Below are 20,462 nucleotides of genomic sequence, written 5' to 3'. Positions count from 1 at the left end.
GTGGTTCATTGATTCAATTCACAAAGTATCGGCGGCGCCTCACCGTCCTTAAGCCCGGAATCGACGGTGAATCGCCCCGCTTCTGATCGCAGACCGGACAAGCGCCAGAGGCCGCCATAGAACGGCCAACTTGTCTGATGGTGGCCGCGGTGGCCGCTCGGGTGTCGGGCTGATTGGTGATACTTGATCAAGCCCGTGACAGCCTCGTCCATCGATTTTTCGATGTCCATGTGGATCGGCTTTTGCCCCTTGGTGATTTCGCCTTCCCGGTCGCCTTGCCACCGAGCGGCTGTTGGGTTTCACGCGCAAGACCAGCTCAGGAACGCCCCCCGCAGCACCAGACATGGCCAATCAACTACTGTGCGTGAAGGCGCCAAGAGCCAGGCGAGCTTGCGAAGCAAGCCCACTCGGTTTCACAGTTGACCTGCCTTCATCGGTTCGACTCCCAGGACCTGCATACCTCGGTGGGGAACCAGAGTGGTCTGTGACAGGCGTATTTTTTTCATCCCATTCGGGCGCCGCTCGAACAACCCACGAAGCAGGCAGGCGCGCAACCCAGTGCCAGGGCAGGTGATCAAGCGACCTGTCCTGTGCACTCAGGGTCCTGAAGTGAGGACAGGCTTGGCAGCTTCGAAGTCTGGGTGGGGCCGCACGCCAGCGCTTCGGCGACTGGCGAGGCCGCCGGACCAGATGAAAGCCTTGTTGCGCCCGGCAGCTACCGGATCAGCGGGTGAAGCGAAAAACCGCAGTGCTGGCCATCAGATTGGGCAGCGCACGCACTTCCTGGCCCTCGTGCAACCCGAAGCTGTCCGTGATGCGCAGGCCACAGCTGCGCGCGAGCACTTCGAAGTCGGCATAGGTACCGACCCGGATGTTGGGCGTGTCAAACCACTGATAGGGCAACCGTTTCGTCACCGGCATGCGGCCCCGCAGCACATCGAGCCTGTTGGGCCAATGCGCGAAATTCGGGAACGCCACCACGCCGCTGCGCCCCACACGGGCGGTTTCCCGCAGCATGGTCTCGGCGTTGCGCAGGTGTTGCAGTGTGTCGATCTGCAAGACCACATCAAACGAGCTGTCCTCAAACGCCGCCAAACCATCCTCCAGGTTGAGCTGCAAGACGTTGACGCCGCGCTGGATGCAGGCCAGCACCTTGGCGTCGTCGATCTCCACACCGTAGCCAATGCAGGCGCGATGCGTCTGAAGGTGGGCCATCAAGGCTCCGTCCCCACAGCCCAGGTCCAGCACCCGGGATCCCTTTGGCACCAGGCGCGCAATGCTCTCGATCACCTGCAGATCGCTCATGCCGCCACCTCTTGCGCCACGGTTTCTTCAAAATAGGCCCGCACCGCTTGCAGATACCGCGGGTCGTCCAGCAAAAACGCATCGTGCCCGTGGGGGGCGTCGATCTCGGCATAGCTCACGTCACGGCGGTTTTCGAGCAACGCCTTGACGATTTCGCGGCTGCGCGCGGGCGAGAAGCGCCAATCGGTGGTGAAACTGATCAGCAGGAATTTCGCCTTCGCGCGGGCCAGGGCCGCACTCAGGCGCCCGCCATGCTCCCGCGCCGGGTCGAAATAATCCAGCGCCCGGGTGATCAGCAAATAGGTGTTGGCATCGAAATATTCGCTGAATTTGTCGCCCTGGTAGCGCAAATAGCTCTCGATCTGGAATTCCACGTCCAGGGTGGTGTACCGGTAAGCCAGCTCGGCCACCGCCGCGGGATTCTCGTTGTCGGCAGGTCGCAGGCTGCGTCCAAATTTTTCGTTCATCACGTCATCACTCAGGTAGGTGATGTGCCCGATCATCCGGGCGATCCGCAAGCCGCGCCGGGGCAGCGTGCCCTCGCGCAAATAGTGGCCGCCGTGAAAATCGGGGTCGGTCACGATGGCTCGCCGCGCCACCTCGTTGAAAGCGATGTTCTCTGCGGTGAGGTTGGGCGCGCTGGCCACCACCACGGCGTGACGCACCCGATCCGGGTATTGCAGGGTCCAGCTCAGGGTTTGCATGCCACCCAGACTGCCCCCCATCACCGCGGCCAGCGTCTGAATGCCCATCACATCAAGCAAGCGGGCCTGCGCATCCACCCAGTCCTCCACCGTGACCACCGGGAAATCCGCCCCCCAGGGTTGACCGGTGGCGGGATTGGTGTGGGTCGGGCCCGTCGAGCCGAAGCAGGAACCCAGGTTGTTCACCGCAATGACAAAAAATCGGTTCGTGTCCAGCGACTTGCCCGGTCCGATCATGTTGTCCCACCAGCCTTCACTGCGGGGTATCGGTTGACCGCTGGCATCGGCGTGCAGACCTGCCACATGGTGAGAGGCGTTGAGGGCATGGCACACCAGCACCGCATTGGTGCGATCTGCATTGAGCTCGCCACAGGTCTCGATCACCAGCTCATAGGCGGGCAGGACGGCACCGCTTCGCAAGGGCAAAGGGTCATCGAAACGATGGGTTTGGGGCGTGACAATCACGGTGAATCACCTCGAGGCTGGCGGAACCTGTGCACGTGGCGCCTCGCCACACCCACAGGCCCATGGCCCAAAAAACAAAATCCCGGTGCCGCAAGGTGCGAGACCGGGAGTCCCCCCTTTAGCGGTACTTATAAAGCGCCCGCAATCCGGACAAATCGGCGCTGACCTGCAGTATAGATTGAAGCGCCACCCAACGCCACGTCCGACCTGACCGCCGTCCGGCGCCCCAGAACCAGGCTGAATCCCTCTCAATAGGCCTGAAAAAGAGCGAGAAATGGGGTGTTGTAAATGCACATCCGGGTAAACAACAACAGGGCATCTCCACAAAAAAGTCACTGCCCATGCGGCTTTGGGAGCATAATCTCGCGGCGAGAGTCTGAAAATCTCGCTTGACGAGTGATCGGTATGTTTCGCGTGCTACAGGTTTGTTTGCTAACGGGGCTCCATCGCTAATTTTCTCTTGTATTTTAGGAGTCCCAATCATGGGCAACAAACTGTACGTGGGCAACCTGCCCTACACCGTGCGCGACGAAGACCTGCAACAGTCTTTCAGCGAATTTGGTTCTGTTAGCAGCGCCAAAGTCATGATGGAACGCGACACCGGCCGCTCCAAAGGCTTCGGCTTTGTGGAAATGGGCAACGACGCAGAAGCTCAGGCAGCCATCGAAGGCATGAACGGCCAGTCCCTGGGCGGCCGTAGCCTCGTGGTGAACGAAGCCCGTCCAATGGAAGCACGTCCTCCACGTACCGGCGGCTTCGGCGGCCCACGTGGTGGTGGCGGTGGTGGCGGCTTTGGCGGCGGCGGCGGCGGTGGTGGTGGCGAAGGCGGCGGTTTCCGCAGCCCCTACGGCGGCGGCGGCCGTCGTGACGGCGGCGGCGGTGGCGGCGGCTTCGGCGGCGGTGGTGGTGGTGGCCGCGGCGGCTACTGATCCCAGCCTGATCGGGCCTTGAGCCCGATCCTGCAAAGCCCCCTCGGCTCAGTGCTCAGGGGGTTTTTTCTTGCCCGCTTCACGCCAGGGAAGCTCTGCCTGCACAACCGCGCCGTGCGCGGCGTGGACTTTGCGGGATGGGGCGCGAGGCGCGAAATCCAGGGCTCATGGACGTTTGACCTGAATTCACAACGAAGTGAATCGTCCAAAACCCGTGACCCACATGGGTTCGGCCTCCAAAAGACCATGCGCTAGGCGCGGTACGCAGCTGGAGCCTCCCCCGGCCACCCCTCAGAACTTTTCGGGGCGCAAGACGTCAACGTCGGCAAAATACAGCGTGAGGCTGTAGTGCGGGGTGTAAGTCGCCATCACATGGGTCGCAATCGCGTCGGCCACTTCCGGTGTGCAAATCAACTTCAATTCAATGCTGCGATCAGCTTCCCACAGGGCTTCGCGCGTGCTCAGGCGGCTGCCGCCTCGAACATCGTGTACGGTGTAGCCTTGAGCGCCCAGGCGCTGGCTGTCGGTGATCAGGTGCTTCTCCAAGGCTGATTCGGTGATCAGAACGAGCAGGGTACGGGCGTGTTTTTCCATGGCGTTCAGCCTCCGGGGACAAGCCAGCGGGCCATTTCAAGGTACAGCGGCACACCCAGCACAATATTGAATGGGAAGGTCACACCCAGCGCCGCTGTGATCGACAGCGCGGCATTGGCCTCCGGAACTGCCATGCGCATGGCGGTGGGCGCTGCGATGTAGCTGGCACTGGCGGCCAGCGTGGCCAGAATGGTCACGCCGCCCAGCGAAAGCCCCAAAGCCCAGCCAGTCAAGGCGCCGGCCATCGCCAAGATGGGGGGTGCCACCAGCGCAAAGCCCACGATGCGAACACCGTAGCGGCGCAACTCACCCAGACGCCCACCGGCCACCAGGCCAAGCTCCAGCAGAAACAGCGCCAGCAAACCTTTGAAAGGCACAAGGAAAACGGGGGCAATGGGCGCAGTCCCGGCTTCGCCCATGGCAGCCCCGATGAGCAGACCGCCGGCGAGCAACAACACCGATTTGCCCAGGAACACGTCGTGCGCCAGCTCCGGCCAGTTGACGCGAGGCGCTTTCCCCCCGGAAGGCGCTGGTGCGCCCAGGCGGGCCAGCAAGATGCCCGCCACAATGCCCGGCGCCTCCATGAGCGCCACCCACAAGGCGGCGTGCGATTCTGCGGGCACGCCTTGGGCCGCCAGATAAGCGCTGGCAACGGCAAAAGTCACCACACTCACCGAACCGTAGTGCGCGGCCATGGACGCGGCGTCCACCCGCGACAGGCCCATCAGGCGCAACACCGGCGTGAGCACCAAGGGAATCGCAAAACCCAGCGCCATGCAGGCCAGCATCTGGGGCAGCAGCTCGAGTATCGGCTGCTTGCTGAGCTCAATGCCACCCTTCAGACCGATGGCCAGCAAGAGGTAGATGGAGAGCGTTTCGTACAGGGGCTCTGGCAGACGCAGGTCGCTCTTGACCAGGCGTGCGAACACACCCAAGAGGAAAAAGAGGACAACAACATCAATCATGGCGAGCGCGATTGTGCCCTACCCTGGCCCCAACCGTGCGGGCTCAGCGGCCTTGCCCGCTCCGGTGCTTGCGCGCCCGCCCAGCGAGCACGCGGTCAAACAACGCATTGGGTAACAGGCGCAGCAACTTGGCGACCACACCCATCTGCCAGGGGATCACGCGGTAGCTGGTCTGCGCCAAAATGGCCGCAAAGGCCCGATCTGCAAAGGCCGACGCGCTCAGCAAAAAGGGCATGGAATACCGGTTTTCGCGGGTCAGCGGGGTGTCCACATACCCCGGCAACAAGGTGACCACCTTCACCCCGCTGTGGCTCAGCTCGCCGCGCAGGCTCTCGCAATAGGCCACAACCGCTGCCTTGCTGGCGCAATAAGCGCCATGTCCAGGCAGCCCGCGAATCCCGGCCACGCTGGCGATCCCCACCAGCGTGCCACTGCCGCGGGCCGTCATGGCCGCGACAAACGGGTGAAAGGTAGCGGCCAGGCCGGTGTTGTTGGTGGCCAGGGTCCTGGCCAATACATCCAGATCGTCTCGTTCGGCTGTGTCCATGCCCACGCTGATGCCCGCGTTGGCGATCACCACATCGGGCAACCCTTGCTGAGCGGTGCAGGCTTGCCCGGCAGCGACGATGCTGTGTATCTCGGCCACATCAGCGTGGTACACGGCACAACGCTCGTCGTCCCACCCTTGAGCCTGCACCCAGGCCTGCAGCTCGGCGGTGCGCCTGGCCACCAGCGCCAAGCGGTACCCGGCCTGCGCGTAACGCAAGGCCAAGGCTTGGCCAATGCCGCTGGAAGCCCCGGTGATGAAGACCAACGGCAGGGGGCAGGAGGCGGCTGAGTTCATGGGCAAACGGGTGTCATGGCAGGCGGGAAACCAGCTTGGCCTGCACGCGGCCATCCAGTTCTATGACACGGGTCTCGCCATGGTAATCCAGGGTGTCGCCAGTCATCTTGTTTCGGTCGCGCATCAACAACACCGGCTTGTCGGACACGATGCGTTCAGGCGCCGTGTTGACCTTGAGGTAGTCCCCATAGAATTCCAGCCGCGACAGGCGCTGCCCCGTTGGGGTGACGCCTGCCTGGCGGACCACGACCGCATCACCTTCAAGCACAAATTCTGTGCCCTCACCGTTGGTGGTGATCTGGTTGGCGGTCGCCGTGGAGAGGGTGCCGTTGATGCTGTAAGACCGGATTCGTGCGGACTCCACCACCAAGATGTCGGTGTCGGGGTGGTGCTGTGCGGCCGCTCCATAAAGCTCGGAGTGCAATGTGCCCGTGGGCGAAAACACCTTGACCGAAAAGCGCTTCATGAAATAGTCGGGCTCGTGCGACAGCACCCGCTCTGGCTCGGGTTCCAAGGGCAAAGGCGTGGCGCGCAACAACAGATAGGAAGCCAGCGCCAGCATCGCCATCAGCGCCACCGGCAGGTAAATCGAAAGCTGATCCCAGACGCGGCTCCAGCGCGAGCGCTGCGCGCGCTGAGGCGCCATCAAGACAGGGTCAATGGCGTCGTTCACTGAGCCGCCTGTTGCAACTCACGTGCATAAACACCCCGGGCAATCAACAACAGATCGCAGAGTTCGCGCACGGCACCGGCACCGCCCGAGCGTCGCGTGATGTGGTGCGCCACCGACAGGGCTTCGGCATGGGCCTCGGGTGGCACACAAGCAAAGGCGGCCCGGCGCAACATGGGCAAATCGGGCCAGTCATCGCCCATGGCCGCCGCCGCCGACCAGTCCAGGCCGAGCTCGGCCAGCAAGGCTTCGGCGGCAGGCCGCTTGTCTTCTGTGCCCAGGCGCATGTGGGTCACGCCCAAAGCCGCCAGGCGTGTGCGCAGCGGCGCCGAGTCCCGTCCACTGATCACCGCCGGGGTGATGCCCGCCCGCTGCAGCAGCTTCATTCCGTGCCCGTCAAGGGTGTGAAACCGCTTGAGGGATTCGCCCGACTCGCTGAAATACAGCCCCCCGTCGGTCAGCACGCCGTCAACGTCAAAAAACACCACGCGCACGGGCTGGGCACGCAGCAACAGCTCGGGCGCGAAATTCAGCGTGGGACGCAGCGGTGGCAGATCAGACAACATGGCGCAATGCTAACCGGGGTGTACAAAAGTAACGAATGGAATCACCGGTTCAAGGGCGCGGAGGAGGGGGCTTTGCCCGATCGCCAGCGCCGCGCCCCGGGGAGTGACACGCTCAGCGCGCCACAGGGAGGTCAGCCGGTTCAAATCACCTTCGCCCGCATCAAATCGTTGCTGTTGAGTGCACCGACCAGCAAACCCGCCCCATCGACCACCAGCAAACTGGTGATCCGGCTGGATTCCATCAATTCCGCGGCCTCGACGGCCAGGGCATGGGCACGAATGGTTCGCGGAGCAGGGTGCAAAACGTCCGAAGCCTTCAAAGCACGCAGATCCACGCCATCGCCCGATTTTTCGATCAGGCGCCGCAAGTCACCATCGGTGAAGATGCCCGCGACACGGCCATCGCCGGTGGTGACGGCCGTCATGCCCAGGCCTTTGGCGCTGATTTCTCGCATGAGCGCCATCAACTCCGCCTCGGGCGCCACGCAGGGCACCTCGGCCCCACTGCGCATGACATCGCTGACCAGGGTCAGCAGTTTGCGGCCGAGAGCGCCACCGGGGTGGGAGCGCGCAAAGTCATCGGCCCGAAACCCCCGCGCGTCGAGCAAGGCCATCGCCAGGGCATCGCCCAAAGCCAGTTGCGCCGTGGTGCTGGCCGTGGGTGCCAGGTTGTGCGGGCAGGCCTCCTTGGCCACCGCCGCGTCTAGCACCACATCGGCATGGCGCCCCAGGGTGGAATCGGCGCGCCCGGTGAGGGCGAGCAGCGGTACGCCCATGCGCTTGATCAGCGGCAACAGCATGGTGAGTTCTTCGCTCTCGCCGCTGTTGCTGATGGCCAGCACCACATCGCCGGCAGTGATCATGCCCAAATCCCCATGGCTGGCCTCGGCCGGATGCACAAACATCGCGGGGGTGCCTGTGGAGGCCAGGGTGGCGGCGATCTTGCGCCCCACGTGACCGCTTTTCCCCATGCCCATCACGACCACACGCCCCTGGCTTTGCAAGACCCGCTCTACGGCGAGCCCAAAGCGCTCATCCAGCCGTTGGGCCATGGCCGTGACAGCTTCGGCCTCGATATCCAGGGTTTCCCGGGCCAGGGTCAGCGCGCGCGCTGGATCGAAAACGGGTGACAGACTCATCTTGGAATTATCGTCGCTTGCGCGCAGCGGCGCAGCCCTGTGCCATTAACATGCAGGGCATGAACTCCTTGGACATCACGCTGCTTTACCTGCTTGCCGCCGTGCTGGGGGTGGTGGCGTGCCGCCAGTTCAAGTTACCGCCCATGTTGGGTTATCTGGTGGTCGGTGTGGTGATCGGGCCCAATGCCCTGGCCCTCGCCCAGAACTCCAGCGGTGTGCGCTACCTGGCCGAGTTTGGCGTGGTGTTCCTGATGTTTGTGATCGGGCTGGAGTTCAGCCTGCCCAAGCTGCGCGCCATGAAACGCCATGTGTTCGGGCTGGGTCTGGCGCAGGTGGTGCTGACCGTGCTGATCACCACCGGTGCCTCGATTGTCCTGGGCATGGTCTTGCCCGAATGGTGGAGCGTGTCCTGGCAGATTGCCGTGGCCCTGGGGGGTGTCATGGCCATGAGCAGCACCGCCATCGTGATCAAGATGGTGGCCGAGCGCCTGGAGCTGGAGTCCGACCACGGCAAACGCGTGGTGGGCATCTTGCTGTTTCAAGATCTGGCCGTGGTGCCTCTGCTGGTGTTGATCCCGGCCCTGGGAGCCAAGCCCGAAGAGCTGCTGGTCTCGCTGGGGTTTGCGCTGGTCAAGGCGGTGGTGCTGTTGGGCGTTTTGCTGACCGGCGGTCAAAAGGTGATGCGCTGGTGGCTCACCCTGGTGGCACGGCAAAAGAGCGAAGAGCTCTTCATGCTCAACATTTTGCTCATCACCCTGGGCCTGGCCTGGTTGACGGAGCATGCGGGCCTGTCGCTCGCCCTGGGGGCCTTCGTGGCCGGCATGCTGATTTCCGAGACCGAATTCAAGCACCAGGTGGAGACCGACATCCGCCCGTTCCACGATGTCTTGCTGGGGCTGTTTTTCATCACCATCGGCATGATGCTCGATTGGCGCCTGGTGATCGAACGCTGGCCCCTGGTGCTGCTGCTGCTGTCTCTCTCGCTGACATTCAAGCTGGCCTTGATCACGGGCTTGGCCCGGGGCTTTGGCGCGCCCATGGGCGTTTCCCTGCGGGTCGGCCTGTACCTCGCGCAGGCGGGTGAATTCGGTCTGGTGTTGCTCACGCTGGCGGGGCAAAACAACCTGGTGCCCCCAGCGCTGTTCAACCCGATCCTGGCCTCCATGGTGATCTCCATGCTCGCCACACCGTTCATGATCATGTACACCAACAGCATCGTGACCCGCGTCGTCGGCAGCGACTGGCTGATGCAGTCGGTGCAGATGACCAACATCGCGCGCAAGTCGATCAACGCCGACAAACACGTGATCATTTGCGGCTACGGCCGCTGCGGGCAAAACCTGGCCCGCCTGCTCGAGGCCGAGAACATCCCCTATATGGCGCTGGATCTGGATCCCGATCGTGTGCGTCAGGCCGCTGCCGCCGGCCATTCGGTGGTTTTCGGCGACGCAGCGCGCCTGCAAGCCCTCATGGCCGCCGGGCTGCACCGATCCAGCGCGGTGGTCATCACCTACCTCGATACCGCCAGTGCCTTCAAGGTTTTGCACCATTGCCGAGACCAGGCGGCGCAGGTGCCTGTGGTGGTGCGCACCGTGGACGATGTGGATCTGGAACGCCTGCGCAATGCCGGCGCCACCGAGGTGGTGCCCGAAGCGATCGAGGCCAGCCTCATGCTGGCCAGCCATGCACTCGCCCTGGTGGGGGTGCCCATGCGGCGGGTGATCCGGGTCGTACAAGACCAGCGCGACGCGCGCTACAACCTGCTGCGCGGTTATTTCCACGGGGCGGACGACGACAGCGTAGAAGAGGCCGAACACGAACGCATGCACACCGTGACCTTGCCCATGGGGGGTCGGAGCGCAGGCAAAACCCTGGGCAGTTTCAACCTGGAGCCCATGGGTGTTCGCGTGGTCAACCTGCGCACCGCCAACGGCAAAAACAAGGTTTTTGACGATGAGACGCTGGTCAATGGCGGCGACACCCTGGTGCTCAGCGCCAAAGCGCCAGCCCTGGCACTGGCCGAAGACAAGCTGCTGTCGGGATGAGGCCGATGCCGCCAACACCCGCCGCGCGCACCCACCGCCCCCTCACCGCTTAACCCGATTCAACCCACGCCATGGACAACGCCGCCTACCTCAAAGCCCACATTCGCACCGTGTCCGACTGGCCCGCGCCCGGTGTGCAATTCCGCGATATCACCCCGTTGCTGCAAGACCCACGCGTGTTCCGCGTCTTGATTGATGTGTTTGTGCACCGCTACATGGCGCCAGAATTGCGCCCCACCGTGGTGGCCGGGCTGGACGCACGTGGTTTCATCATCGGCTCAGTCGTGGCCTACGAACTGGGGTTGGGTTTTGTGCCCATCCGCAAAAAGGGCAAGCTGCCGTTCACCACGGTGCAAGAAACCTACGAACTCGAATACGGCAGCGCCACTGTGGAACTGCACACCGATGCGGTCAAGCCAGGGGATCGTGTCTTGCTCATCGACGACCTCATCGCCACGGGCGGCACCATGATGGCGGGCGCCCGCTTGCTGGAAAAGCTGGGGGCCGAGGTGATCGAGGGGGCCGCCATTGTGGATCTGCCGGAGCTCGGAGGGTCGCAGCGAATCAAGGCTTCGGGCCTGCCCCTGTTCACCATCTTGGATTTCTCCAGCCACTGAGCCCGCCCGGCAAAGGCGCTGAGGGGTTCGCCGTCGAGCGCTATTCCATCTTGCCGTATTGGGTGGCGCTCAGGGCCGCGAAGTCGCTGTCCAGTTCTTGCGGAAACTCCCCGCCAGACACGCGACCAGGCGCCGGCGCATCGGATGGTGGTTTCGGCATGGCCGGCGACGCCAAGGCCTTGCGAAAAGCCTCCACTTCGTCGCGAGCAACCGGCTGGGTGCGCTCGTGGCTGGGCATGTGCTCTACAGGCGGCAGGGCTGTTGCCCTCTCTTCTGGCCGCTCTGCCTGCGCCTCGCGCCGGGTCTGAGCCTCCACAGCCGCCTTCAAAGCCATGCCTCGCTGGTCGTGTGTGGCCTTGCGGCGCCAGTACACGGCCTCAACCTGCATGCTGTGGCGCGAACGCGCGCTGGTCTGGACCCAGCGCTCGATCTCGAGCAGGTATTCATCTGGAATGGCTTCGGCCGGCAATGCCAGATCCATCAGCACCAGAAAGGCATCGCCGTTGGCATCGAGTGCCAGCACCTTGAATTCGTAGCTGGTAGACAACACACCCGCGCGGATCAACGACTCGCGCACAACCGAATACAGCTGCTCACGCCTCAGAATGCGGCGGCCTCGCCGGGGTGAAATCAGCGGAAGAGTGGTCTCGCGAAACGCTTTGCGCATGCGGGCACGGGTGCCACCCGAAGTACCTGGCTCGATTTTTTTGGCCTGTAGCCAGCGCAGTAAGGACATGCTCGACAGTATGCCGGGGTCAAGGGCGTTTCATACGCAACAAATGGTTCGAATTTACAAGGGACTTTGGCAGGTCATCGCGTGATCAGGTCACAGCAATGCGTTTGGGCCGGTTGTAGAAACGCCGCGCCAGCACGGCGGCCATGGCCACGGTCAGCTCCAGCGCAATCTCGGGCGCGCGCAACGACAGCTCCCGAAACCGCAAAGGCGTCAGACACCAAAGGCGGCTGTCGCAGCCAGCCTGCACCGTGGCACTGCGCGGCAACTGGCTGAAAAAGGCCCCTTCGCCCAGAATCGACCCGGCGCCCACCAGCGCAATGCGAATGCGGTCGTTGGCATCTTCATAGTGCACGGTCAGGCTGCCGCTCTCCACCAGGTACAACGCCCGGTCCTTCACCCCCTGTTCGATCACCACATCGCCCGTGCGAACAGCCATGGGCTGCAAATAGTCAGCCAAGAGGGCCCATTGAGCCTCGCTGAGGTTCAATGGCAAGGCATCCAGCGCCTGGCAGCCTTTGATGGCCATGGCCAGCGCCTGAATGCCCTGAGGGTCAGCGACGTTTCGGGAGGCGTTCATACCACCGCACGTTAACCGCGCAGGTGCTTCGCGCACAAGTCGGTGTTACCCGGACTTACAGTTAAAGCGGTTGACTCAAGCCCTGCGACGGCGCTTGCAGCCATGAAACAACAATGCATGCATGCTGGTTGGCCGTTACTTGCCAATGCAGAACCGCGAAAAAATCTCACCCAGCAAGTCATCGGCACTGAACTCACCGGTAATGGCTCCCAATGCCTGCTGGGCCAAACGCAACTCCTCGGCCAGCAAGTCGAGGTGTTCGGCATCCGCCTCCAGCCAGCCAGCGGCTGCGTCCAGGTGTTCCCCCACCCGGGCCAATGCCTGCAGGTGGCGCTCCCGGGCCATGAACAGGCCCTCGCCGGACGGCTGCCAGCCCGCCAGCTTGAGCAGGCGCTGGCGCAAGGCCTCGATGCCATCTCCGCGCTTCGCCGACAGCAGCAGGGCATCGGGCAGACCTTCGACACAGCGCGCAGCCGTGGCCGCGTCGCTCTGGTCCTGCTTGTTCCAGATTTGCACCAAGGGCATGCCCTCAGGCAAAGCTGCCGCAATGGCCGCGTCAGCCGCCTGGTAGGCCGGTTGGTCCACCCGTGTGAGATCGTGCAGGAACAACACCGCATCGGCCTGGGCAATCTGGCCCCAGGCCCGCTCGATACCGATCCTCTCCACCTCGTCCACATCGGGACTCTCACGCAAGCCTGCGGTGTCAATCACATGCAGTGGCACACCCTCGATCTGGATGGTTTGCTGCACCACGTCACGGGTCGTGCCGGCAATCGCGGTCACGATCGCAAGCTCGGCACCGGCCAAGGCGTTGAGCAACGAGCTTTTTCCTGCGTTGGGCTGCCCGGCGATGACCACTTTCAGACCGTCACGCAACAAGGCCCCCTGACGCGCCTGGGCACGCACAGCCACCAAGGCGGACTGCAACCGGGTGAGCTGACCTGCCGCGTCGGCTTTTTTCAGGAAATCGATTTCCTCTTCGGGAAAATCCAGCGTGGCTTCGACCAGCATGCGCAGATTGACCAGCGCATCACGCAGCACATGAATGCGGTCGGAAAACACCCCGGCCAGCGAACGGCTGGCACTGCGAGCCGCGGCTTCGGTGCTGGCATCGATCAGGTCGGCCACGGCCTCGGCCTGGGCCAGATCCATCTTGTCGTTCAGGAACGCCCGCTCGGTGAATTCACCCGCCCGCGCGGGTCGCAAGCCCGGCAACAGCGATCCACCGGCAGCCTGCAGGGTCTGGGCCAAAGACAAACAGCGCGCCAGCAACAGTTGCAACACCACAGGACCACCGTGGCCTTGCAGCTCCAGCACGTCTTCACCGGTGTAGGAGTGGGGGCCCGGAAACCACAAGGCCAGACCGTGGTCGATGGCTTGGCCCTGCTCGTCCAGAAATGGCAAATAGGTGGCTTCACGCGGTTTCAAAGCCCGGCCGAGCAACGCTTGCACAAACGGCGCCAGCCCCTTGCCCGAAACCCGAACAATGCCCACTGCCCCGCGACCGGATGCGGTGGCAATGGCGGCGATGGGATCGTGGTGGTGAGGCAGCATGGCGAGATTTTGCGGCAAACGCGGTTCAGAAATGACAAGGGCCTGCATCAGCAGGCCCGTGAGAGTGGAAAGAGCGGGCTCTTTCCAGAACACAGCGAAATGAATCGCCGTGGATTATTTCGTGCTCGGCTTCGATTTGAACAATTCGAACGGCAAAGTGAACTTCAACGGCACACCCATGCGCTTGTTGATGAAAGACTGTTGCAGGATGGTCAGAATGTTGTTCGTCACCCAGTAGATCACCAGACCGGCCGGGAAGAAGAAGAACATCACCGAGAACATCATCGGCATCATCCACATCAGCTTGGCCTGCATCGGGTCAGGTGGCAGCGGGTTCAGCGCGGTCTGGATCATGGTGGTCACGGCCATCACCAGCGGCAAGATGAAAAACGGATCGGGTTGCGCCAGATCGTGGATCCACAGCAGCCAGGGCGCATTGCGCATCTCTACCGACGACAGCAGCACCCAGTACAGGGCAATGAACACCGGAATCTGGATCATGATGGGCAAGCAGCCGCCCAGGGGATTGACCTTCTCTTCGCGGTAGATCTTCATCATCTCCTGCTGCATCGCCTGCGGATTGCTCTTCAGGCGCTCACGCATTTCGGTGATGCGGGGGTTGATGGCCTTCATCTTGGCCATGCTCTTGTAAGCCGTGGCATTGAGCCAGTAGAAGGCGGCCTTGATCGTCACCACCAACAACACAATGGACCAGCCCCAGTTGGACACGAAGCCATGGATCTTTTCGAGCAGCCAGTACAGCGGCTTGGCCAGAATGGTGAGCCAGCCGTAGTCTTTCACCAGCTCCAGACCCGGCGTGGTCACTTCCAGCACCTTCTCTTCTTGCGGGCCCACAAAAAGATTCGAATCCAGCGTCTTGCTCTGGCCGGGAGCAATCTCACCCAACTCGGTGATCGCGCCGGCTGCGTACAAGGTGCTGTCGATCTTGCGGGCAAAGTTGTTGCGCGGCACGCCTTCGCCCAGCACCCAGGCCGAAGCGAAATAGTGCTGCACCATGGCCACATAGCCTTCGCTGGCGGTCTTGACAAAGTCGGCCTTGAATCCGGTGGGATCGTTGGCCTGTTCCTTTTGTTTGTCGATGTCCTTGAACTGCACCTTCTGGTATTTCTTCTCGGCGGTGTAGATCGCAGGACCGGTGAAGGTCGAGTAGAAAGGCGTGGAATTCGCGCTTTGGCGGTTGTCGCGCACCAGCTGCACATAGAGCTGCGGACTCACAGCCTGGGCGCCGTTGTTCAACACCGCGTGTTGCACGCCGATGGAGTAACTGCCGCGCTTGAGCGTGTAGGTCTTGACCAGCTTGACGCCGTCCACTTCGGCGGACTCGTACTTCACCTGCAGCTCATTCTGGCCATCGGCCAAAGCCGTCGGGCCGGGCACCAGCGTCATGGGGGTCTTGTGGGTGGGGAAATTTCCGCCGATCAGCCCTGATTGCGCGATGTAGGTGTGCGCGTCGCTCTGCTGCAACAGGGTAAAGGGAAACTCGGCGATTTCCTTGCGTGTGTGGCCATCGGCTGCGTGCTGGGTCAGCTGGGCGCCCACCAGTGAGCCGCCGTCGCTGTTGAAGGTCAGCTTGTAGACGTCGGTGGTCACTTCCGTGCGAACGGATTGAGCCGAAGGCGCGGTGGCACCGGTCGGGGCCATGGCAGGATCCGTTCCCGCCGAGCTGGCCGCTGCCGCAGGCAGGCTGTTGTCACCTTGGACAGGCACAGCGCCCGGAGCCGCCTTTTCCGTCAGGGCCGAAGAAGGGAAAAAAGTGGGCTTGTTCCCGTTGTGGATCTGCCACTTGTCCCAGACCAGGACCATCGAGAAACCAAACACCACCCACAAGATGGACCGACGGATGTCATTCATGACGCGTTCTTCTTTTCTGAGGAAGGGGATAGCAGACGGGAAAACAGGGCGGGCGGCTGATCCGGCACCGGGTCACAGCCGCCGTCGCACCAGGGATGGCAGCGACCCAGACGGCGCAGCGTCAAATAACTGCCGGCCAAAGCGCCGTGGCGCTCCAGAACGCCCAGAGCGTACTTCGAACAGCTGGGCTCAAAACGGCAATTGCTGCCCAGACTGGGGCTGAGCAGCAAACGGTATCCCTTGACCAGGCCCACCAGGCCCTGGCGCGGCCAGTCAGTCCACATGGGCCAGCGCTCCAGTCGTTGAAGGCAAAGCTTCGCGAGGAACCACGCGACCCAGCAGCGTCTGAAGCTCGGCACGAACAGCGCGCTTGAGCGGCTCAGACGTGGCGCTCAGAAACTGCTTGCGGCTGAATTCACTGCGCAAACGCACCACCCAGGCAGCATCGGGCAACCCGACCGGCAAGGTACGGGCAACCTCATACACCTGACGGCGCATGGTATTGCGTGTCACAGCGCGGCGCGCCCAGCGCTTGGGCAGGACAACGCCCAGCCAAGCTTCGGCCACGGGGAACAACAGGCGTTCGCCGTGCACCACGTCCAGCGCGGAACGGTGCAGCGCGAAGTGGGGCGTTTTGGCCACGGGGGCACTCGCCATGGCGGCCTGGAATTGATGCCGGGTCCGGATGCGTTGCATGACGGGCTCACTTGTCACCGACAGGCGGCGTCAAGGAAGCGAGAGTCCGGTCGCAACCGGCAACTCAACGGCAGGCTCAGACGGCCAGACGCTTGCGGCCTTTGGCGCGGCGTGCATTGATCACAGCACGGCCACCACGGGTCTTCATGCGAACGAGAAAACCGTGGGTGCGGGCGCGTTTGATCTTGGAGGGCTGGTAAGTGCGTTTCATGATGCTCAGTAAAAGTCGGGGGAAACCCGCAATTATCGCCTCAAACCCCACGTCCAGGCAAGTCATACCCGCCGAATCCCGCCAAGACTGGCGATAGGGCTTCGAAAATCAGCAGTTTTAGGCCACTCGACCGGGTCAACGGCTGCGAACCAGCGCCTCGATCACCGGCGCCTGATCCACGTCAACAGCGGGGGCATTCGGGCTGTGGGCTCCGTTCACGGGCGTGCGCCCCTGAGCCAGGGATGGATCCTGCACGGACCCTTGGGCCAACCCTGGCGCAGCCAGCGCCTGATCGATGCGGACCTCAGCCAACCGTCCCTGGCTGTCGAGCCAGCCCACGCGCCCATGGTCTTTGCTCAGGAGCAGGCGCTGCGGCGGCGCAGCAACACCCTCCTGGCCCGAACGATGGGCACAGGCCTGCGCCAAGGTCTGGCATTGCTCAGGCGTGATGCCTGCCGCGCGCAGCCCCGGGCCTATATCGCGCTCCAGCTGCCGCAACCAGATTGCATGGGCCGGCGGTGTCAGCGGACGCACTTCGATCCGGCCTTGGCGGGGGTCGTCAAGCCGCCAGCGTTCGACGGGCGCACCGTCTTCGCGGGCCAACACATCGCCATTGCGGGCGGTGGAATAGGCTTCGGTGTACAGGTGTTGGGGTCTTGCGGGGTCGTGCCGCCGGTCGGGCGGCACATCGGCCAGCGCGACGCCCCGCTGCTGGAAATACCCGGTCACGCCTTCCAGCACGTTGGCGGCCGTGCCATGGCGGTCGTAACCGCCTCCCACGCCCACGTGGTTGCCCGGGTGGCGCACGGTGGTGACCCGCGGATCGTCGCCGTAGTACAGCGGGCGGAAATCGGTGCGGTTTTCGTGCTCGGCCATCACGGTCAAAACCTGGCCACGCACATTGGGTGGAATGTGCATCGGTCCCTCGACAAAGCGCGCCACCGGATCGATCAGCGCCATGCCGGTGATGGGGACGCTGCCGGGCGGCGCGATCACCGCGCCATCGGGCCCGACCAGTCCGCGCTCGTTGACCAGCTGGGCAAAGCGGATGGCGGTGGCACAGCCGCGACTGAAGCCGGTGGTGGCGGCACCGATGTCGGCGGGGGTGGCGCCTGGCGTGTCGAGGTGCTCGAGGGCAGCGCGGCGGAAGTCCGCATAGGCCTCTTCGGCGGCAGCATTGATGGCCGAGGATGGCAAGAAAGCGGCATTCACAAGCCCGCCTTGATCACCACCACTACCAACGCCGGGGTAGTAGCGCGCCCGAAGGTCAGGATTTTCCGCTGCTGCAAGCCTGCCTTGTACTCCCAGCTGACTCACATTGGTTGCTTCGGGGTCACCTGAGAGCTTCAAATTGCCCTCATGGTTGTTGGTCCCGTCAAACGCAGCGAAGAAAGTAAATTGAGTGGCCTGCCCACGAGTGCCTGTGAAGCCCATTTCGGCACGCGCCACCGGCAATCGAGCTAGCTCCTCAATTGTCAGGTCGCGAAGAAGGGGCGTACCCATTTAATTCCCCTTGGGCGCAACTTCCCTGGTCGGGAAAATTTCATAGGCCACGTTGTACTTCGACAGCCATGTTCGGTGCGTGCGTTGCTTGACACTTGCGGACTGCGCGCGCGGTGTCACGATGTACACAAAGAGCTGCTGCCCATCGATCACAAAAGTCAATTCGTGATTCGCCATGTCATCCGGCAACCGATCTCGCAGATCTACCTGCCGCTCGACCACTTCCCCAGACGCCTTGAGGCGCCATTTCAGCTTCAAAAACTCGCCGACGGGCATTGCCCCATTGACGCCCCAAGAATTGCCCACGCTCTTTCCGTTGGTAGATTTTGCGCGTACCGGGGGATATTGGTCACCGTAGGCGAACTCCAGAAGATCCACCGATTTAGCCCAACCGTCGTTCCAACCGTCGAAGTTAAACGCGTGGTTGACCAACTTGGGCCCACCCACACTGGCGCAGGCCGTCAGGGTCAAGCCCAGGCACAAGGCCAGCAACCATCGCACGGGCCTGGAGAACATCAACAGCGATTTCATCGTCGGGACTCCCTGGGAGCTTGGGGCTCCCCATTCGTTGTTTGCACAATCCACCCACATCGGCCCCGCTCGTACCGGGGGCGAATCCGGTCGGGGCGGGCGTGAGCGCAGCATATCGTAAGCCAAACGTACTCACATCCAATCCCTGTTAAGTCGTGCAGCCCGAGGCGTTCCGGGCAAAAACCGATATGATCGCGCCCCTCACTCCAGGGTGACGGCCCCGCAACACGCCAGGCCAGCCCACCGCCATCAGGGTTTGTTCGAACCCGGTTCAGCTTGTGGATAAGTCCCCAAGCGAACTACAATGGCCCCTTCGCCCTTCGTCAATTGTCCACAAGCCACACCGAGCCACATTCCCGCATGACCGAGGGCCTTATTCCCGCCACTGCTGCCACCGACGCCACCGCGGCGCCCACCGATTTGTGGGCGGCCTGCCTCGACCGCCTGGCCCAGGAAATCCCCGAACAACAGTTCAACACCTGGATCCGGCCCCTCTCGGCGACCGCCGCGCCAGACGGCTCCAAGGTGGTTATTGCGGTGGCCAACCGGTTCAAGATGGACTGGATCCGGGCCCAGTATGCGGTGCGCATCGCGGCGCTGCTGGAGAGCGTTCAGGGGCGCCCGGTGATGGTGGAGTTAGCGCTCGCTCCGCGTGAAGGCCCTAGCCGCACATCGCCTGCACCACGCAATGTGCAAGAACAGGTGTTGGCTGAATTGCCGGACGTGGGCCAGATCGAGCCATCGCCCATCAACAGCCAGCGCAACCGCCTCAATCCGGCACTCGCGTTTTCGACGCTGGTCGAAGGCTCGGCCAACCGCATGGCGCGGGCCGCGGCCATGCACGTGGCCGGCAGCTTGGGGCAGCTCTACAACCCGCTGTTTATTTACGGCGGTGTGGGCTTGGGCAAGACCCACCTGGTGCACGCCATCGGTAACCATTTGCTGGCTGACCGTCCACAGGCCAAAGTTTTGTACATCCACGCCGAGCAGTTTGTCTCGGATGTGGTCAAGTCGTATCAGCGCAAAACCTTCGATGAGTTCAAGGAGCGTTATCACTCGCTCGATCTGCTGCTGATCGACGATGTGCAGTTCTTCGCCAACAAGGAACGTACGCAAGAAGAATTCTTTAATGCGTTTGAGGCCTTGCTGGCGCGCAAGAGCCACATCGTGATGACCAGCGACACCTACCCCAAGGGCCTGGCCGACATCCACGAGCGCCTGGTTTCGCGCTTTGATTCGGGCCTGACGGTGGCTATCGAACCGCCCGAGCTGGAAATGCGGGTGGCCATTCTGATCAACAAGGCTGCAGTAGAAAGCGCCGTGATGCCGGAAGAGGTGGCGTTTTTCGTGGCGAAAAACGTGCGCTCCAACGTGCGCGAGCTCGAAGGCGCGCTGCGCAAGATCCTGGCGTATTCGCGATTCAACCAGAAAGAAATCTCGATCCAGCTGGCGCGCGACGCGCTCAAAGACCTGCTGTCGATCCAGAACCGCCAGATTTCGGTGGAAAACATCCAGAAGACCGTGGCCGACTACTACAAGATCAAGGTCGCGGACATGTATTCCAAGAAGCGGCCGGCCAGCATCGCCCGGCCGCGCCAGATCGCCATGTTCATCGCCAAGGAGCTCACGCAAAAGAGTTTGCCCGAGATCGGCGAGCTGTTTGGCGGGCGCGACCACACCACCGTGCTCCACGCGGTGCGCAAGATTGGTGCCGAACGCCAGCAAAACACCGAGCTCAACCAGCAACTGCATGTGCTCGAGCAGACCCTCAAGGGATGAGCCTGCTGCCTTGCCCTGACGCTGTGTTTTCCGGGTGGGTGGCCACTCAGGTGAACGCTGTGACAGAGCTTGGCAAGCGTTTTGCCTAGGGCGTTCACAAAAAGGTGAAAATAGGGAGGTTTGGGCCTGCGAAGGCCTTCACCTTATAAACAGAAGCGCT

At 62.8% G+C, this 20,462-nt stretch carries 22 protein-coding genes; 4 read left to right on the top strand and 18 right to left on the bottom strand.

Annotated elements, in window-relative coordinates; translation table 11 throughout:
- Window positions 1–5 precede the first annotated feature (5 nt).
- From E5678_RS17695 to E5678_RS17685, 3 genes are all read right to left on the bottom strand, one after another.
- Window positions 6–230 carry a hypothetical protein gene (locus tag E5678_RS17695; RefSeq protein WP_136179752.1) on the bottom strand — a complete coding sequence of 75 codons (225 nt, stop codon included), beginning with the start codon at window positions 228–230 and terminating at the stop codon, window positions 6–8.
- Between the two features lie 493 nt (window positions 231–723).
- A complete protein-coding gene (gene metW / locus E5678_RS17690; RefSeq protein WP_136179751.1) occupies window positions 724–1,305 on the bottom strand; it encodes a methionine biosynthesis protein MetW in 582 nt (193 codons plus the stop codon).
- Window positions 1,302–2,474, bottom strand: coding sequence for a homoserine O-acetyltransferase (locus E5678_RS17685; protein ID WP_136179750.1), 1,173 nt, complete (start codon window positions 2,472–2,474; stop codon window positions 1,302–1,304). The genes metW and E5678_RS17685 overlap by 4 nt, the downstream gene beginning before the upstream one ends.
- A 482-nt stretch (window positions 2,475–2,956) precedes the next feature.
- Here E5678_RS17685 and E5678_RS17680 point away from each other — a divergent pair, with 482 nt between their 5' ends.
- On the top strand, window positions 2,957–3,403 hold the full coding sequence (locus tag E5678_RS17680; RefSeq protein ID WP_136179749.1) for an RNA-binding protein: 447 nt from the start codon (window positions 2,957–2,959) through the stop codon (window positions 3,401–3,403).
- A gap of 291 nt (window positions 3,404–3,694) precedes the next feature.
- Here the strand turns inward: E5678_RS17680 and E5678_RS17675 are convergent, their stop codons facing one another.
- From E5678_RS17675 to E5678_RS17650, 6 genes are all read right to left on the bottom strand, one after another.
- On the bottom strand, window positions 3,695–3,997 hold the full coding sequence (locus tag E5678_RS17675) for a transcriptional regulator (protein ID WP_136179748.1): 303 nt from the start codon (window positions 3,995–3,997) through the stop codon (window positions 3,695–3,697).
- A 5-nt stretch (window positions 3,998–4,002) separates the two neighbouring features.
- The gene (locus E5678_RS17670) at window positions 4,003–4,962 is read right to left on the bottom strand and encodes a sodium-dependent bicarbonate transport family permease (protein WP_136179747.1); all 960 of its coding nucleotides are present in this window, start codon (window positions 4,960–4,962) and stop codon (window positions 4,003–4,005) included.
- A gap of 43 nt (window positions 4,963–5,005) precedes the next feature.
- Window positions 5,006–5,806: an SDR family oxidoreductase gene (locus tag E5678_RS17665; protein ID WP_136179746.1), complete on the bottom strand. Its 801-nt coding sequence runs from the start codon at window positions 5,804–5,806 to the stop codon at window positions 5,006–5,008.
- 13 nt (window positions 5,807–5,819) lie between these two features.
- Window positions 5,820–6,479, bottom strand: a complete 660-nt coding sequence (lptC, locus tag E5678_RS17660) for an LPS export ABC transporter periplasmic protein LptC (protein ID WP_136179745.1) — start codon at window positions 6,477–6,479, stop codon at window positions 5,820–5,822.
- Window positions 6,476–7,042: an HAD hydrolase family protein gene (locus E5678_RS17655; protein WP_136179744.1), complete on the bottom strand. Its 567-nt coding sequence runs from the start codon at window positions 7,040–7,042 to the stop codon at window positions 6,476–6,478. The genes lptC and E5678_RS17655 overlap by 4 nt, the downstream gene beginning before the upstream one ends.
- 140 nt (window positions 7,043–7,182) lie before the next feature.
- Window positions 7,183–8,181, bottom strand: a complete 999-nt coding sequence (locus E5678_RS17650; RefSeq protein ID WP_136179743.1) for a KpsF/GutQ family sugar-phosphate isomerase — start codon at window positions 8,179–8,181, stop codon at window positions 7,183–7,185.
- 59 nt (window positions 8,182–8,240) lie between these two features.
- On the opposite strand from E5678_RS17650, the gene E5678_RS17645 reads away from it, so the two are divergent.
- Window positions 8,241–10,226, top strand: coding sequence for a cation:proton antiporter (locus E5678_RS17645; protein WP_136179742.1), 1,986 nt, complete (start codon window positions 8,241–8,243; stop codon window positions 10,224–10,226).
- A 71-nt stretch (window positions 10,227–10,297) separates the two neighbouring features.
- The gene (locus E5678_RS17640) at window positions 10,298–10,843 is read left to right on the top strand and encodes an adenine phosphoribosyltransferase (protein ID WP_136179741.1); all 546 of its coding nucleotides are present in this window, start codon (window positions 10,298–10,300) and stop codon (window positions 10,841–10,843) included.
- Between the two features lie 40 nt (window positions 10,844–10,883).
- Here the strand turns inward: E5678_RS17640 and E5678_RS17635 are convergent, their stop codons facing one another.
- The 9 genes from E5678_RS17635 to E5678_RS17595 all read right to left on the bottom strand — a co-directional run bounded on the left by E5678_RS17635 (window position 10,884) and on the right by E5678_RS17595 (window position 18,523).
- Window positions 10,884–11,579: a hypothetical protein gene (locus tag E5678_RS17635; RefSeq protein ID WP_136179740.1), complete on the bottom strand. Its 696-nt coding sequence runs from the start codon at window positions 11,577–11,579 to the stop codon at window positions 10,884–10,886.
- 85 nt (window positions 11,580–11,664) lie between these two features.
- Complete coding sequence (locus tag E5678_RS17630; protein WP_136179739.1) at window positions 11,665–12,156, bottom strand: cyclic nucleotide-binding domain-containing protein; 492 nt, start codon at window positions 12,154–12,156, stop codon at window positions 11,665–11,667.
- 135 nt (window positions 12,157–12,291) lie between these two features.
- Window positions 12,292–13,710, bottom strand: a complete 1,419-nt coding sequence (gene mnmE, locus E5678_RS17625; protein WP_136179738.1) for a tRNA uridine-5-carboxymethylaminomethyl(34) synthesis GTPase MnmE — start codon at window positions 13,708–13,710, stop codon at window positions 12,292–12,294.
- A gap of 114 nt (window positions 13,711–13,824) precedes the next feature.
- Window positions 13,825–15,582 carry a membrane protein insertase YidC gene (yidC, locus tag E5678_RS17620; protein WP_136179737.1) on the bottom strand — a complete coding sequence of 586 codons (1,758 nt, stop codon included), beginning with the start codon at window positions 15,580–15,582 and terminating at the stop codon, window positions 13,825–13,827.
- On the bottom strand, window positions 15,579–15,866 hold the full coding sequence (yidD, locus tag E5678_RS17615; RefSeq protein ID WP_136179736.1) for a membrane protein insertion efficiency factor YidD: 288 nt from the start codon (window positions 15,864–15,866) through the stop codon (window positions 15,579–15,581). Before yidD ends, yidC begins: the two co-directional genes overlap by 4 nt.
- A complete protein-coding gene (locus E5678_RS17610) occupies window positions 15,856–16,278 on the bottom strand; it encodes a ribonuclease P protein component (protein ID WP_136179735.1) in 423 nt (140 codons plus the stop codon). The genes yidD and E5678_RS17610 overlap by 11 nt, the downstream gene beginning before the upstream one ends.
- Before the next feature lie 76 nt (window positions 16,279–16,354).
- Window positions 16,355–16,489 carry a 50S ribosomal protein L34 gene (rpmH, locus tag E5678_RS17605; RefSeq protein ID WP_066096666.1) on the bottom strand — a complete coding sequence of 45 codons (135 nt, stop codon included), beginning with the start codon at window positions 16,487–16,489 and terminating at the stop codon, window positions 16,355–16,357.
- Window positions 16,490–16,624: 135 nt separating this feature from the next.
- Window positions 16,625–17,701: a hypothetical protein gene (locus tag E5678_RS17600; protein ID WP_168708599.1), complete on the bottom strand. Its 1,077-nt coding sequence runs from the start codon at window positions 17,699–17,701 to the stop codon at window positions 16,625–16,627.
- 291 nt (window positions 17,702–17,992) lie between these two features.
- Entirely contained in the window at window positions 17,993–18,523 is a 531-nt protein-coding gene (locus tag E5678_RS17595; protein WP_136179733.1) for a hypothetical protein, read from the bottom strand.
- Between the two features lie 360 nt (window positions 18,524–18,883).
- Between E5678_RS17595 and dnaA the strand changes: the two genes are divergently transcribed.
- Entirely contained in the window at window positions 18,884–20,302 is a 1,419-nt protein-coding gene (dnaA, locus tag E5678_RS17590) for a chromosomal replication initiator protein DnaA (protein ID WP_136179732.1), read from the top strand.
- Window positions 20,303–20,462: the final 160 nt, after the last annotated feature.

This window comes from Hydrogenophaga sp. PAMC20947 (assembly GCF_004795855.1).
GTDB lineage: Bacteria > Pseudomonadota > Gammaproteobacteria > Burkholderiales > Burkholderiaceae_C > Hydrogenophaga.
Note: the sequence above shows the minus strand (reverse complement) of the source record. Positions and strands in the feature narration are given on the sequence as shown.